This window comes from Thalassococcus lentus (assembly GCF_028023555.1).
Taxonomy (GTDB): Bacteria; Pseudomonadota; Alphaproteobacteria; order Rhodobacterales; family Rhodobacteraceae; genus Thalassococcus_A; species Thalassococcus_A lentus.
Genome location: NZ_JAQIOY010000008.1, coordinates 76,593 through 90,296, shown reverse-complemented (window position 1 = coordinate 90,296; position 13,704 = coordinate 76,593). Strand labels below are relative to the sequence as shown.

General features: G+C 57.5%; 11 protein-coding genes. 6 read left to right on the top strand and 5 right to left on the bottom strand.

Annotated features, from left to right (window positions below; genetic code table 11):
* Positions 1-221: 221 nt before the first annotated feature.
* Both PFY00_RS16245 and PFY00_RS16240 read left to right on the top strand, forming a co-directional pair.
* A complete protein-coding gene (locus tag PFY00_RS16245; protein WP_271433643.1) occupies positions 222-1,082 on the top strand; it encodes a glutathione S-transferase in 861 nt (286 codons plus the stop codon).
* A gap of 124 nt (positions 1,083-1,206) precedes the next feature.
* Positions 1,207-2,721, top strand: a complete 1,515-nt coding sequence (locus PFY00_RS16240; protein ID WP_271433642.1) for a YifB family Mg chelatase-like AAA ATPase — start codon at positions 1,207-1,209, stop codon at positions 2,719-2,721.
* On the opposite strand, the gene PFY00_RS16235 is transcribed toward PFY00_RS16240, so the two are convergent.
* Genes PFY00_RS16235 through rsmI form a run of 4 tightly spaced genes read right to left on the bottom strand, consistent with a single transcriptional unit; the run spans position 2,687 to position 5,880 of the window.
* The gene (locus tag PFY00_RS16235) at positions 2,687-3,589 is read right to left on the bottom strand and encodes an alpha/beta hydrolase (RefSeq protein ID WP_271433641.1); all 903 of its coding nucleotides are present in this window, start codon (positions 3,587-3,589) and stop codon (positions 2,687-2,689) included. The two genes, PFY00_RS16240 and PFY00_RS16235, sit on opposite strands and share 35 nt — an antisense overlap.
* Positions 3,586-4,521 carry a glutathione synthase gene (gene gshB / locus PFY00_RS16230; RefSeq protein WP_271433640.1) on the bottom strand — a complete coding sequence of 312 codons (936 nt, stop codon included), beginning with the start codon at positions 4,519-4,521 and terminating at the stop codon, positions 3,586-3,588. Before gshB ends, PFY00_RS16235 begins: the two co-directional genes overlap by 4 nt.
* Before the next feature lie 56 nt (positions 4,522-4,577).
* Positions 4,578-4,985 carry a YraN family protein gene (locus tag PFY00_RS16225; RefSeq protein WP_271433639.1) on the bottom strand — a complete coding sequence of 136 codons (408 nt, stop codon included), beginning with the start codon at positions 4,983-4,985 and terminating at the stop codon, positions 4,578-4,580.
* A gap of 22 nt (positions 4,986-5,007) precedes the next feature.
* Positions 5,008-5,880 carry a 16S rRNA (cytidine(1402)-2'-O)-methyltransferase gene (gene rsmI, locus PFY00_RS16220; RefSeq protein ID WP_271433638.1) on the bottom strand — a complete coding sequence of 291 codons (873 nt, stop codon included), beginning with the start codon at positions 5,878-5,880 and terminating at the stop codon, positions 5,008-5,010.
* An 86-nt stretch (positions 5,881-5,966) separates the two neighbouring features.
* Between rsmI and PFY00_RS16215 the strand changes: the two genes are divergently transcribed.
* On the top strand, positions 5,967-7,151 hold the full coding sequence (locus PFY00_RS16215) for a penicillin-binding protein activator (protein ID WP_271433637.1): 1,185 nt from the start codon (positions 5,967-5,969) through the stop codon (positions 7,149-7,151).
* Between the two features lie 16 nt (positions 7,152-7,167).
* Positions 7,168-9,912 carry a [protein-PII] uridylyltransferase gene (locus PFY00_RS16210; RefSeq protein WP_271433727.1) on the top strand — a complete coding sequence of 915 codons (2,745 nt, stop codon included), beginning with the start codon at positions 7,168-7,170 and terminating at the stop codon, positions 9,910-9,912.
* Here PFY00_RS16210 and PFY00_RS16205 read toward each other — a convergent pair.
* Positions 9,909-10,580: a peptidoglycan recognition protein family protein gene (locus tag PFY00_RS16205; protein ID WP_271433636.1), complete on the bottom strand. Its 672-nt coding sequence runs from the start codon at positions 10,578-10,580 to the stop codon at positions 9,909-9,911. The two genes, PFY00_RS16210 and PFY00_RS16205, sit on opposite strands and share 4 nt — an antisense overlap.
* A gap of 129 nt (positions 10,581-10,709) precedes the next feature.
* On the opposite strand from PFY00_RS16205, the gene murJ reads away from it, so the two are divergent.
* Entirely contained in the window at positions 10,710-12,266 is a 1,557-nt protein-coding gene (murJ, locus tag PFY00_RS16200) for a murein biosynthesis integral membrane protein MurJ (RefSeq protein ID WP_271433635.1), read from the top strand.
* A complete protein-coding gene (locus tag PFY00_RS16195) occupies positions 12,263-13,702 on the top strand; it encodes a phospholipase D family protein (protein WP_271433634.1) in 1,440 nt (479 codons plus the stop codon). The genes murJ and PFY00_RS16195 overlap by 4 nt, the downstream gene beginning before the upstream one ends.
* The last annotated feature ends 2 nt before the right edge of the window (positions 13,703-13,704 follow it).

Here is a 13,704-nt window from a genome sequence, read left to right as displayed (position 1 = left end):
TCCCCAGGGTTGTCGCCATTACGGGCGGATTTCTTTGGCCCTTTGATTATTCTTACGGAACCAATTGCGATCCGGATCACTGACAGTTCGAAAAACTTGGGATAGCTGGCGGGGCGCCAGACCGGTTCGATCCATGGATGTGATGAGGCAGCGCACAAATCGCGATGTAACTTTTGCGCTCTCAGAGGCTACAGTGCCCCTGTTAATTGTCGGAGCTTTCAATGTCTTACAAACTCATTTTGGGCGACTACGCCTATTCAAGCTGGTCCCTGCGCGGCTGGCTTTTGTTTCACCGCTTCGGGATTCCTGCAAAGATGGAATTTGTCGATTTCAACAGCATTGGCGTTGCCGAACAGCTCAAAAAATACTCTCCGGCTCGGACGGTTCCGACGGCCATCTGCGAGGATGGCGCTATTCTTTGGGACAGCCTCGCGCTTGCCGAAGAGATCGCCGAGCGTGAGCCGCAAGCCGGCCTTTGGCCAGAACAACCAGCCCTGCGCGGTCTGGGGCGTTCGCTTGCTTCGGAAATGCACAGCGGGTTTTCATCCTTGCGGAACGAATGTCCCATGAACCTGCGGGTTGCCTATAGCAGCTTTGTCCCTTCTGAGAGCACGCAGGCGGATGTCGAACGGCTGGATGAGGTCTGGTCCTACGCGCTGGAAAAAAGTGGCGGGCCGTGGCTCTGTGGGCGCTACTCGATCGCGGATGTGTTCTACGCCCCGGTCGCGGGCAGGATCGCTGGCTATGGAATTGGCATGAGCGATACCAGTCAGGACTATGTGGCCCGACACCTTGCGGATCCGGCGTTCAGACGCTGGCGCGCGATGGGTATGGTTCGGGGCGATACGCTGCCTTGGTACGCACGCGACTATGACACCCGCCCATGGCCGGGCCCTGCCGCCAAAGCCGCAATGGCCGTAGATGAAGGTAGGGCGGAAAACGAAACATGCCCCTACTCCGGTGGTAGCGTGAACCATTTGATGGAAATGGACGGACGCATCTTTGGTTTTTGCAACGCCTTCTGCCGCGACAAGACGGTGGCAGATCCCGAAGCGTGGCCAGATTTCATGAAACTGGTGTGAACCAGCCCCCTTCGATCCTAACAGTTTAAAATTCACTAAGAATGGCCGCTGATCGGGCGGCCATTAACCTTTCCTAAACCCCGGCGTCAGACAGTCACATTTGATTTACCGGGATTCAGTCACAATGGTTGCCCACGCCTATACGGTTGCGTTCGAGGGTGTCGAAGCCCGCTCGGTCGAGGTGCAATGCGCCGTGACACCGGGCTTGCCTGCATTTTCGATTGTAGGCCTCCCGGACAAGGCCGTTTCCGAGGCCCGCGACAGAGTGCGAACAGCCTTGTCATCGATGGCCATCGCGCTGCCTTCCAAGCGTATAACCATCAACCTGTCACCCGCCGATCTGCCCAAGGAAGGATCGCACTTTGATCTTCCAATCGCGCTTGGTCTGCTCGCTGCATTGGAGATCATTCCCAAGGACGCCGTTTCGCAAACCTGCGCTTTGGGTGAATTGTCTCTGGACGGATCGCTCGTGCCTGTGATCGGCGCGCTGCCCGCCGCCATGGCCGCGGCAAATGATGACCGGAGCTTGCTATGCCCTCGTGCCTCCGGTGCCGAAGCCGCTTGGGTGGGCGCATGTTCCGTCATCGGCGCGGCCAGCCTCTTGGATGTGGTTAAACACTTTAATGGGCAATCTGTTCTCGAAACGGCCTCACCCGGCGAAGTCACCGCAGACCCGACAGGGCGGGACCTGCGGGACGTTCGCGGGCAAGAGAGAGCCAAACGCGCGCTCGAAATTGCAGCAGCCGGACGGCACCATCTGATGATGATCGGAACACCGGGTTCCGGGAAATCCATGTTGGCCGCACGTTTGCCCGGAATTTTGCCCATACTTTCACCTCAAGAAGCTTTGGAAACCTCCATGATCCATTCGCTTGCGGGATTGCTGGATGAAGGGGGCATTTCGCGGCAACGCCCTTTTCGCGAACCGCACCACACGGCCTCCATGGCCGCGATTGTTGGTGGCGGGCGGGGCGCGAAACCCGGTGAAATCAGTCTCGCCCACAACGGCGTTCTATTTCTGGATGAATTTCCAGAATTCGCGCGCGCGGTCCTCGAGACGCTTCGGCAGCCGATCGAGACCGGAGAAGTGATGGTCGCGCGGGCCAACGCGCATGTGAAATACCCATGCCGCTTCATGCTCGTGGCCGCTGCCAATCCCTGCAAATGCGGCTACCTTCCCGATCCGGCGCGCGCGTGTTCACGCGCCCCGGTTTGCGGCGAAGACTATATGGCGCGCATTTCCGGGCCTTTGATGGATCGGTTCGATCTGCGCGTAGATGTGCCCCCCGTCAGTTTCACCGATCTCGACTTGCCAGCATCCGGTGATACCTCGCAGAGCGTGGCGCTTCGGGTGCAGGCCGCGCGCGATATCCAGACAGCCCGCTTTGAACATATCAGTGGTCTGCGCACTAATGCCGACACGGAGGGTCAGACACTGGAAGAGATCGCGCACCCAGATGCAGAAAGTCGCGCGCTGCTGCTCCGCGCTGCGGAACGTTTCGGCCTGTCTGCGCGTGGGTATCACCGTGTGTTACGGGTCGCCCGAACGATTGCTGATCTCGAACAATCCGCCACGATCCAGAGACCGCATATTGCAGAGGCACTCAGCTTTCGTTTGCCGGTCGGGGCAAGCGGTTGATCCAGTCGCTTACACCTTCCAGCGTGTGCCGCGCCTCCGGCAGGATGTTGTGAAACAGCGGCCAAACGTGCGGCAAATCGTATTCGATGCATTCGGTTACCGTGATACCCTGCGATCGCAGGTGTGATGCCATCCGCCGCGAGTCATCGAGCAGGATTTCCGTTGTCCCTGCACACAGCCAAATTGGTGGAGAGCCGGTGAAATCCGCCTCAATCGGAGAGGCCCTAGGGTCGGCACGGTCACCCGATCCCAGATATTGCTCCGCCATTTCTTCGACGCGTTCAGCAGGCAAAATCACATCCGCCTCCGCATTGTCACGCAGGCTTTCGGACCGAAACCGGAAATCGGTCAAAGGCGAAAAAACGAATGCGCCTCTGGGCTTGGGCAAGCCCAACCGCAATATTTCACCAAGCAAGGCCAAAACCAATCCGCCGCCTGCGCTGTCACCGCCCAGCACCACATCCGAGGGATTTTCAAGTGCCTTGTAGGCCTCAAGCGCGTCGTCTATGGCCGCTGGAAACGGATGCTCGGGCGCAAGCCGATACTGGGGAAGCAGACAAGGCGAACCCAGTTTTTTCGAAAGAACAGCAAGCATCGCAGAATGGGTTCGGGGCGAGCCAAAAACATATCCACCCCCGTGAAAGTACAACACCGACGCGTCGCCCTTTGACGTCTTGGCCGCTACGCGAAGGGCAGTTCGTGAACCCAGCTCGACGCTCTGCATGCGAGTGCCGAAAGGCGCATGAAAAAACAGCTTTGCATCCAGTTCGAGACGACGGCGAAGATCATGCTGTGTCTTGGCCCGCCGCATGTGCGGTTTTTGCGTAAGACGCAGCCAGACATTCAAAGGCCGCCGCATCAGGCTCATGCCAGCTTTGCCTCAATGGCCTGCCAAATGCGTTCGGCGACATTGATGCCGTCAAAGCGTTCCAGTTCCTGAATGCCCGTCGGCGACGTGACGTTGATTTCTGTCAGGTGCGTACCAATTACGTCGATCCCTACAAAAATCTGTCCTTGTTCGCGCAAGGTCGGGCCGATTGCTGCGCAGATCTCTTTGTCTCTCGCGCTCAGCGCCACTTTCTCGGGCCGACCACCCACATGCATGTTCGACCGAACTTCGCCTTTTGCCGGAACCCGGTTGATCGCGCCCACCGGCTCTCCGTCCACGAGGATTACGCGTTTGTCGCCCTCGGTCACAGCTGGAAGGTACTTCTGCACGATCAATGGCTCACGCGAGAAACCAGTGAACAACTCGTGCAGCGAACTGAGATTCTTATCGTCCTGCGTCAGTCGGAACACGCCGGCGCCGCCATTGCCATAGAGAGGCTTGAGAATGATGTCACCGTGCCTGGTGCGGAAGTCACGGATCGCGTCCAGATCACGGGCGATCATGGTCGGCGGGGTCAGTTCCGGGAAATTCAGAACCAACAGTTTTTCCGGGTAGTTCCGAACCCAGAAGGGATCATTCACCACCAGTGCTTTGCCCTTTAGCCAATCAAGAAGATGCGTGGTGGTAATGTAGTGCATGTCGAATGGCGGGTCTTGCCTCAGCCAGACAACATCCATGTCTGCCAGATCGACCTGTTGGGCTTCTTCTAGGATGGCAGGGTTTTGCGGATCGCGCTGGACCGTCATCCAATGGCCCCGCGCCAGAATGCGCCCCTCGTCAAAAACCAGTTGGTCCGGTCCGTAGTAGAAGAGGGTATGGCCGCGCTTCTGCGCTTCTTCAGCGAGCCGAAAGCTGCTGTCGGCGTTGATATCGACGGCTGTGATCGGGTCCATTTGAAAGGCGATTTTCATGACGACTCCCTGCGTTGTGAGCCATAGATGGCGCAACACGGGCGGGGGTGCAATGGTCAGGCCGCCAGTGCGTTTTCGATCACGACGACATGACCGCTGACATCAACTGCGGCCAGATCGAAACGCATGGGCGTCAAGGCACCGCGCGGCTGGGTGCCGAGAAATTCCTCTGCCGCAGCCAGAAGCCGCCGGATTTGTCGAGACCCGAGTGCGGCAACGGCCAGATCGATGCACCGGCTTTTCTTGACCTCAACGAATACGACTTCACCGGCCCTGACAAAGATCAGATCCACCTCACCAGCCCTACCGCGCCAACGATGGTGCAAGAGGTGATGGCCCGACTGGGTGTACTGCGCGATTACGCTGAATTCAGCACTTTGCCCGGCGTGATAGTTGGTTGCCCCGGCCCGGCGTCGTGCAGCGTTTTTTGCAGACCGTTCGGCAGGCTTTGGACAAACTGTCATCAAAGCCCCCTTTCTGAGCTGGCTATTCTTCGTTTCTTCGGGCCGCCGCGGCCATGGCCGCCTGATAAACCACGCGGCGCTTCAGCCCAAGTTTTGGCGCAAGCGTATCGGCAACGTCCCTGACCGACATGTGCTCCAATGCTTTTTCTATCTCGGCATTCATGAATTCTTCGCTAACGACCTCGGCTTCGCCTTTGCCGATCAAAACCACGATTTCACCTTTGGCTGCGTTTTCCTCGTAAAACGCGGCAAGCTCGTCCAAAGACCCCCGTCGCACTTCTTCGAATTTCTTTGTCAATTCACGGCAAACGGCTGCGGGCCGCGCACCGCCCAAAATCGCGGCGCCGTCGCGCAACATTGCCGCAAGCCGTTTTGGGGATTCGTAGAAAACCAGAGTCGCCTGAACATCCGTCAACCCGCGCAAGGCCTTTTCACGTGCGCCACGTGCATTCGGAAGAAACCCGGCGAACATGAATCTGTCGGTCGGCAACCCCGCCAAGGTCAGCGCATCCATCGCGGCAACAGCGCCGGGTGCCGCCGTGACGGGCAAATCAGCCTCAACCGCTGCGCGCAGCAAATCAAACCCGGGATCCGAGATCATAGGCGTTCCGGCCTCAGAGGCGTAGGCAACTGATTTTCCATCCTCAATCTGGCCAAGCAAGCGAGGGCGAACCCGACTTCCATTGTGGTCGTGATAGGCAATCATCGGCCTGTCACCCACCGGAATACCATGGATTTCCATCAATCGGCGCAAGCTTCGCGTGTCTTCTGCAGCGAGCACATCAGCGCTCGCCAGAATATCCAATGCACGCAGTGTTATGTCCCGCGCGTTGCCGATTGGTGTCGCCAAAAGAAAAAGACCCGGCGTCAATTCGCTCTTTTTGTGAATCGTCACTGGACCCCTCATCCCGCTCGTTTATGATTGCCGCAATGCCGCGCGGGTCCTCACCCCGCGTCTGACAACGAGGGAGTAGTTTGTCCATGTTTGCTGTTTTGTCCCCATTGCGCAAGGCTTTGCGCCCCTTTGCCTTGGCTCTTGGCGCTCTTGCGCTGACGGCCTGTGAACCCATTGACCTTGGTAGCCTCGGCGGCACCACCGGTGGCGGGCCACAGATTGACCCGAATGCCAAAGTGCAGGTTGCGCTTTTGGTTCCCAAAAGTGACCCGCAAGCGGGCAAACTGGGCGCGGAACTGGAAAATGCAGCCCGGCTGGCCATTGCCGATCTGGGTGCACAGATTGACCTGCGTGTTTATGACACTGCCGGGAACGCGACCACCGCCGCCGCACAGGCTCAGCGTGCCGTCGACGAAGGCGCAAAGATCATTCTTGGACCGCTGCGTCAGGAAACTGCGAACAGCGCCGGTTTGGCCGTTGTCGATGAAGGCATCAACGTTCTCGCTTTTTCGAACAACCCAACAATCGCCGGCGGAAACGTCTTTGTTTTGGGCCAGACGTTCAACAACATCGCTGATCGCCTGATGGGTTTCGCACGCAAGCAAGGCAAAAACAGTGTCGTTGTGGTGCATTCCGATGATGTGCCCGGACAGGTTGGTCGTAACGCCATTCAACAGGCAGCGACACGCAATGGTATCACTGTTGTATCCAGCCAAGGATACCAGTTGTCTATTGAGGGCGTAAACGCGACGGCCAAGTCAGCGGCTGCTGCGGCGACCAGCGGAAATGCGTCTTTGTTCATCACCACTGATGCAAACAATGCGGCTCTGCCGATGCTTCTGCAAACATTGCCCGACAACGGAGCGCAGCCCGGTGCCGTTCAGTACATTGGTTTGTCACGCTGGGATGTACGCCCAGACCTGTTTGGTCTGCCCGGCGCAGAGGGTGCATGGTTCACATTGCCGGATCAGGCACAGCAGACAGCTTTCACCGCCAAGTACCGCGCTGCACATGGCGCTGCACCGAACCCTCTGACAAGCCTTGGGTATGACGGTATGGCCGCCATTGCCGGTCTGATCAAAGCGGGCCGCAAGGATGCTTTGACCGCAAAGGCGCTGACGCGTCCGAATGGCTTCAGCGGCGCGAATGGCATGTTCCGACTGCTTCCAGATGGAACCAATCAACGTGCGCTGGCAATTGCCACCGTGCGCAACAATCAGATGGTGATCCTTGAACCAGCTCCAAAAAGCTTCGGCGGCGCCGGCTTCTAAAGCGCAAACCGACCAGCTGCCGGACGACCTAATCGCTCCGGCAGCCGAAATTTTCGATCTTCCAGAAATTCGGCAAACCCTGTTTGCGGCCATATCGCCAGACGCGAGTGAGGCTGAGGTACGATCAGCAACGGTCAAGGTTCTGATTGCCGCACAGAAGGAAGGCCGCGCTGCGATCGAGGCCGCCTTCAAAGCCGAACCATTCGGAGCGCGCAGAACAGCGCGTGCTTACACCTGGCTGACCGACGGAATGGTGCGTTTGGTCTTTGAAGTCGCCTCGCAGCGTTTGCACAGATTGCCCAATCCAACCGAAGGCGAACGCATCGCCGTTGTTGCAGTCGGCGGCTACGGGCGAGGGGAAATGGCCCCTTTCTCGGATGTCGATCTTCTGTTTCTGACGCCATACAAAATCACGCCTTGGGCCGAGAGTCTCATCGAGTCGATGCTCTACATGCTTTGGGACCTCAAACTGAAGGTCGGCCACAGTTCTCGCACGGTTCGTGATTGCCTCAGGTTGGGTGCAGAGGATTTCACCATTCGAACGGCAATGCTGGAAAACCGATTTGTGATCGGCCACCAGCCTTTGGCCGAAGAACTGGACGAGCGGCTCCACAAAGAACTTTTCGCCGGAACCGCCCGCGAGTTTGTCGAGGCCAAGCTGGAAGAACGCGATGCGCGTCACGACAAACAAGGCCAGCGTTATATGGTCGAGCCCAATGTGAAAGAGGGCAAAGGCGGGCTCCGTGATCTGCAATCTCTGTACTGGATCACGAAGTACATCCACGGCACGGATGACACATCGGAATTGGTCCGGCTGGGCGTTTTCAGACCCGAAGAATACGAAACATTCCAGACGGCAGAACGGTTTTTGTGGGCCGTACGCAGTCATCTTCATCTGGCTGCAAACCGAGCGGTCGAACAGTTGTCCTTTGATATGCAGGTCGAAGTGGCTTCGCGCATGGGATATTCTGACAAAGGCGGACGGCGCGCGGTGGAATGGTTCATGCAGGACTATTTCCGCAATGCGACGGCTGTTGGCGATCTAACTCGGATTTTCCTGACATCGCTGGAGGCAGACCATACCAAGGCTGCCCCCTTGCTGGTTCGGTTCTTCAAGCGCCAACCCAAGGTTAAACAGGGCTATCAGATCGAAAATGGCCGTCTTGCGATCAGCAACGATGCGGAATTTCTGGCCGACAAACTGAACATGCTTCGCCTTTTTGAAGAAGCGCTCAGAACCGGATTGCTGATCCATCCGGATGCGATGCGTCTGGTGAAGGCAAACCTCGATCTGATCGATGACGATTTGCGGTCAAGCAAAGAAGCGCGGCGTATTTTTCTGGATCTGCTGCTGAAGCACGGGAACCCGGATCGCGCGATCCGCCGGATGAATGAACTGGGCGTTCTGTCTGCACTGATCCCGGAATTCGCCCCGATCGTCGCCATGATGCAGTTCAATATGTATCATCACTACACGGTCGACGAACACACCATCCAGTGCATTTGGCATCTTTCAGAGATCGAGCATGAGAACCTTCTCGAAGAGTTGCCGGTCGCATCCACCATTCTGAAAGAAGGCGTCAATCGCCGCGTTCTTTATGTCGCCCTGCTCTTGCATGACATCGGCAAAGGCCGGGACGAAGATCACTCGGTTCTCGGCGCAAAAATCGCGCGGATGGTGGCGCCACGGCTGGGGCTGAACAAAAAGGAATGCGAGACGGTCGAATGGCTGGTTCGCTACCACCTTTTGATGTCTGACATGGCCCAGAAACGGGACATCGCGGATCCCAGAACCGTCCGGGATTTTGCCAAGCTCGTTCAGACCCGCGAGCGTCTGGACCTGCTGTGCGTTCTCACGGTGTGCGACATTCGCGGGGTTGGTCCTGGCACCTGGAACAATTGGAAGGCGGCCCTTATCCGAGCCCTGTATCGCCAAACCAGACGCGCCCTTGAGGACGGGATGGAGGCGCTCAATCGGGAAAATCGTGGCGCCGAAGCCAAGAAACTGCTGCGCGAAAGTCTCAAGGATTGGGACGGCAAGGACCTGCGCACGGAAACCGGACGCCACTATGCGCCTTATTGGCAGGGTCTGCATGTGACCGCCCATGTTGTGTTCGCGAACTTGCTGCGCGACATCGGCAACGACGAAATCCAAATCGACATCCATCCGGACGAAGACCGTGATGCGACCCGGGTCTGTTTTGCACTGCAGGACCACCCCGGTATCTTTTCACGCCTGTCTGGGGCTTTGGCATTGGTCGGGGCGAACGTTGTGGACGCACGGTCGTTCACAACCAAGGACGGCTATGTCACGGCGGCTTTCTGGATTCAGGATGGGGATGGCGCCCCCTATGACGAAATCCGCATTCCACGTTTGCGCGACATGATCCGCAAAACACTGGCTGGCGAAGTGATCGCGCGCGATGCCATCAAATCCAAGGATAAACTCAAGAAACGCGAGAAGGCATTCCGCGTACCGACGTCCATTACATTCGACAACGATGGTTCCGAAATCTTTACCATCATCGAAGTCGACACGCGGGATCGTCCCGGCCTGCTCTATGACCTGACCCGGACACTGGCCAATTCAAACGTCTACATCGCGTCTGCCGTGATCGCGACATATGGCGAACAAGTGGTCGATACGTTCTACGTCAAAGACATGTTCGGGCTGAAGTTCCATTCGGAAGGCAAACAAAAGACGCTCGAAAAACGCCTGCGCGAGGCGATAACAGCCGGTGTTGAACGGGCGCTGGATTAACCACGCCGCGCCTTGATCGCCTCGATGATCGCCGGCATTTGTCGGGTTAGAAGTTTGCCTGGACAGAGCGTCTGGGCAACGTCGCGATGCCCGCCAATGTTTTCGAGCGGGATATCGAAACGCGCGGACAATTCGTCCAGCAGAGCGATCAAAGCATTCAACTGCTCTTGGGTTGGCTCCGATCGCTCGAAATTGCCATCCAGTACAACTGTGATGTGTTGGGAAATGGGTGTGCTGTACGTCGTGTTGGAATAGGCCGCATACCGCAATTCGCGGCCTTCCCCGATTGAGCCATCGGCCGAGATAAAGAAATGGTATGGCAGGTCGCCCAGAAATATCTGCTTTTCCGTCCCGTTTCCGTAGTCGATCCGATAGGAAAACATCTGCCTTTGAAAGGACTTCAGGTTCTGAGCCAAGGGTTTGGCACTGGCTGTTCTGGCGGTGTGATGGACCGTCAGATACCGCGCTTCACCGCGCTTTGGCATGGCGTTCTCGGCCGCCACGCGCCTTGAACCAGTCGCACGGTTTTCTATGGGCTTCGCACGTTGCGTGACCGCGGGCGCCGCGCCCCATTGGCTGCGGTCCAGAATTTCCAGAGCGTCCGCACGGACAACTCCGACACCATTGACCACCAACAAAACGGCCAATGCCAAAATGCGCAGGATCATGACACTTCCAAATGCATGCAAATAATGTCCACCCTACTCCGCAAATCCCACCCGGGCAAACGCTGCCCGTTTACGGCGAAGGGGCAATAAGCTAGGCAAGGACTACGGGCACATAAAATTGGGCAGTCAATGAAACCCATCCGGCTAATTTCAGGCGTATTGACGGTAGGGTTCTGGACCCTGATGAGCCGAATACTGGGGGTTGTGCGCGAAGTGCTGATCCTTGGATTGATCGGCCCCGGCCCGGTCATGGATGCCTTTGTCGCCGCCTTTCGACTTCCGAACATGTTCCGCCGCTTTTTCGCGGAAGGCGCGTTCAATGCTGCCTTTGTTCCAATGTTTTCCAAGAAACTGGAAGCAGACGAAGACCCGATTGGATTTGCCCGAGATGCCATGAACGGCCTTGCCATGGTTCTGCTGGTTCTGACCGGTCTGGCCCTTGTCTTTATGCCCGCCCTTGTCTGGGCAACCGCAGGCGGATTTGCGAGCGACGACCGATTTGACCTGACCGTTGGCTATGGGCGCATCATCTTTCCCTATATCCTGCTGATATCCTTGGCAGCCCTGTTTTCAGGAGCGTTGAATGCTTCGGGCCGTTTCGCTGCCGCGGCCGCTGCGCCTGTCTTTCTCAATATCTTTGTAATCACCGCCATGCTGATCGCGCAGGCCACCGGAGGCGACGCGATCGTCTGGCTGGTCTGGACCATTCCGGTCGCGGGCATTGCCCAGCTTGCGCTAGTCTGGATTGCCGCTGACCGCGCAGGCATTCGGTTGCGCCCCGGACGACCACGCCTGACACCCGATATGAAGCGGCTTGTGGTCATCGCCATACCGGCGGCGCTTGCCGGAGGCGTGATGCAAATCAACCTTCTGGTTGGTCAACAAGTGGCCAGCCACTTCGAAAAAGCGGTTGGCTGGCTCTATGCGGCAGACCGTCTTTATCAGCTGCCGCTGGGTGTTGTTGGAATTGCCGTTGGCATCGTTCTGCTGCCTGACCTGTCCCGACGACTGAAGGCGCAGGATGATATGGGCGGCAAAGAGGCGTTTTCCCGAGCAGGAGAGCTTAGCCTCGCTCTTACGATCCCCTGTGCTGTGGCGCTGGTTGTCATTCCTTTGCCGCTGGTCTCGGTTCTGTTTGAACGTGGGGCGACCGGCGCAGACGACAGCGCGGCAATAGCGATGGCCGTGGCAATCTATGGACTGGGGTTGCCAGCCTTTGTTTTGCAAAAAGTGCTTCAGCCGCTTTTCTTTGCGCGCGAAGACACCCGCAGCCCGTTTCGCTATGCGGTGTGGGCGATGGCAATCAACGCCATTTTGGCGATCGGACTGGCGCCGGTGATCGGATGGATCGCGCCGGCCATTGCAACCACGGTGGCCGGTTGGGTCATGGTTGCGATGCTGGCCAGAGGGGCCAAGGGCCTTGGGAACGTGGCACAGTTTGATGCCCGATTTTTTGCCCGGCTCTGGCGCATCTGTCTGGCCTCGGCCTTTATGGGCGTTGTTCTATGGTTCGCTCAAAAACTGATGTGGAACTGGCTGATCGCTGACTACATTCGCTATGCCGCTTTAACCCTCTTGGTTGTGATCGGCATGTTTGCCTATGGTGTGTTCGGACAAATCGCAGGCGCTTTCAGTCTTTCAGAAATGCGCAGTGCGTTCCGCAGAGGAAGTCGTAAAAAAGAATGACCCCGAAATCCCTGATCACCGCTGATGAAAGCCTGCCGGCGCTGGAAAGACTGATCGCAAGCGCGCAAACCGAATTGCTCATGTCGTTCCCGGCGCTCGATCCCAATGCGCCGCTGTGCGAACAAGCTCTGCGCGAACGCGGATTGGAAACATGGGCCGATTTGATTGCCTTGGTGGCCCGGCGGGGCGTTCGCATTCAGATGCTGATCGCAGATTTTGATCCACAGTTCGCAAGCGCATCACACCGCAAAGCATGGGCCGCCGCATCGGGTTTTGCCGATGTGGCACAAGGGGACACACAAATTCTGTGTGCACCTCACACACATCGCGCAGGCGCGTTTTGGAACTTGTTCATGGGCAGATCGCTGCGCCGCGCAATCCGCGCAATCAAAGCGGATGACAGCACTGCCCTGACCCCAGTGCAGCGCCGGGTCCTGAGCACCGGACCAGAATTGAGACCGGCATTGGTGCGTCAGAAATTCGCCATTGCAGATGGTCATTCATCCGTGGTCGGTGGCGTGGACATCGAACATCATCAAACAATGCCGGATGACGATGTTTCAGCGCCGACCGAACTGCGGCATGACCTATCTGTATTGATAGAAGATGCTGACTATTGCGGGGCGCTCAGGTCTCATTTTGCAGAATGCTGGAACGCGGCAATCGATGCTGGTTTGAAATCGCTGGCGGCACATCCCACCCGTTTTGATACAGCCAAAAAACCACAAAGCCGCGCTGATCTGCGGCTCGTGCGAACGATGTCACAGCCTGCCAAAGGCTTTGCCCAGCTTGGTCCGAAACCCGTCGTGCGCGACCACGAAACAAACGTGCTGCGGATCGTGGAACAGGCACGGAGATATCTCTACATCGAAACCCAGTTTTTGCGTCATGGTCCAGTCATCGACGCGCTATGCGCCGCAGCCGCGGCCGTACCAGAGCTGCAAGTCGTCATCGTGTTGCCCGCTGCGTCAGCGCAAATCCACCCGGCGAGCGAGGCCGGATGGAACACGAGGCATGGTCACGCGTTGCAGGTTAAGGCGGTCGACAAGCTGCGTGCCAGCTTTGGCAAGCGTATCGCCTTTGTCTCACCCAAACACACTGCCACGCATCAAGAAAGCAAACCCAGTATCGGTTCAGGCGTCCTGATCTGTGATGATCGCCTTGCGATGGTGGGATCGTTCAATCTGAACGGCCGTTCAATGCTTTGGGACAGCGAAGTTTCTGTGCTGGTCAAGGACCCGGGTTTTGCCGCTGATCTGCTGTCCCGTTTGGCTGCAAAATGGATAGGCGATACAGCGTACGATCCACGACTTGCCGTGACTTGGGACACCGCAGCAGGGCTGAATGATCCTGGCGCGACAATCGCACCCTATGCTCACAAGGATGCCAAGCAGCTTGCACGGAAGGCCCGTCTACTGCCTGACGCCTTGTTCTGATC

Bases quoted from the DNA above. Each gene is read 5' to 3' on its own strand.
- gshB (WP_271433640.1), bottom strand. From the start codon at position 4,521: ATGAAAATCGCCTTTCAAATGGACCCGATCACAGCCGTCGATATCAAC.
- PFY00_RS16205 (WP_271433636.1), bottom strand. From the start codon at position 10,580: ATGATCCTGCGCATTTTGGCATTGGCCGTTTTGTTGGTGGTCAATGGT.
- PFY00_RS16215 (WP_271433637.1), top strand. From the start codon at position 5,967: ATGTTTGCTGTTTTGTCCCCATTGCGCAAGGCTTTGCGCCCCTTTGCC.
- PFY00_RS16240 (WP_271433642.1), top strand. From the start codon at position 1,207: ATGGTTGCCCACGCCTATACGGTTGCGTTCGAGGGTGTCGAAGCCCGC.
- PFY00_RS16195 (WP_271433634.1), top strand. From the start codon at position 12,263: ATGACCCCGAAATCCCTGATCACCGCTGATGAAAGCCTGCCGGCGCTG.
- PFY00_RS16245 (WP_271433643.1), top strand. From the start codon at position 222: ATGTCTTACAAACTCATTTTGGGCGACTACGCCTATTCAAGCTGGTCC.
- PFY00_RS16225 (WP_271433639.1), bottom strand. From the start codon at position 4,985: ATGACAGTTTGTCCAAAGCCTGCCGAACGGTCTGCAAAAAACGCTGCA.
- murJ (WP_271433635.1), top strand. From the start codon at position 10,710: ATGAAACCCATCCGGCTAATTTCAGGCGTATTGACGGTAGGGTTCTGG.
- PFY00_RS16235 (WP_271433641.1), bottom strand. From the start codon at position 3,589: ATGAGCCTGATGCGGCGGCCTTTGAATGTCTGGCTGCGTCTTACGCAA.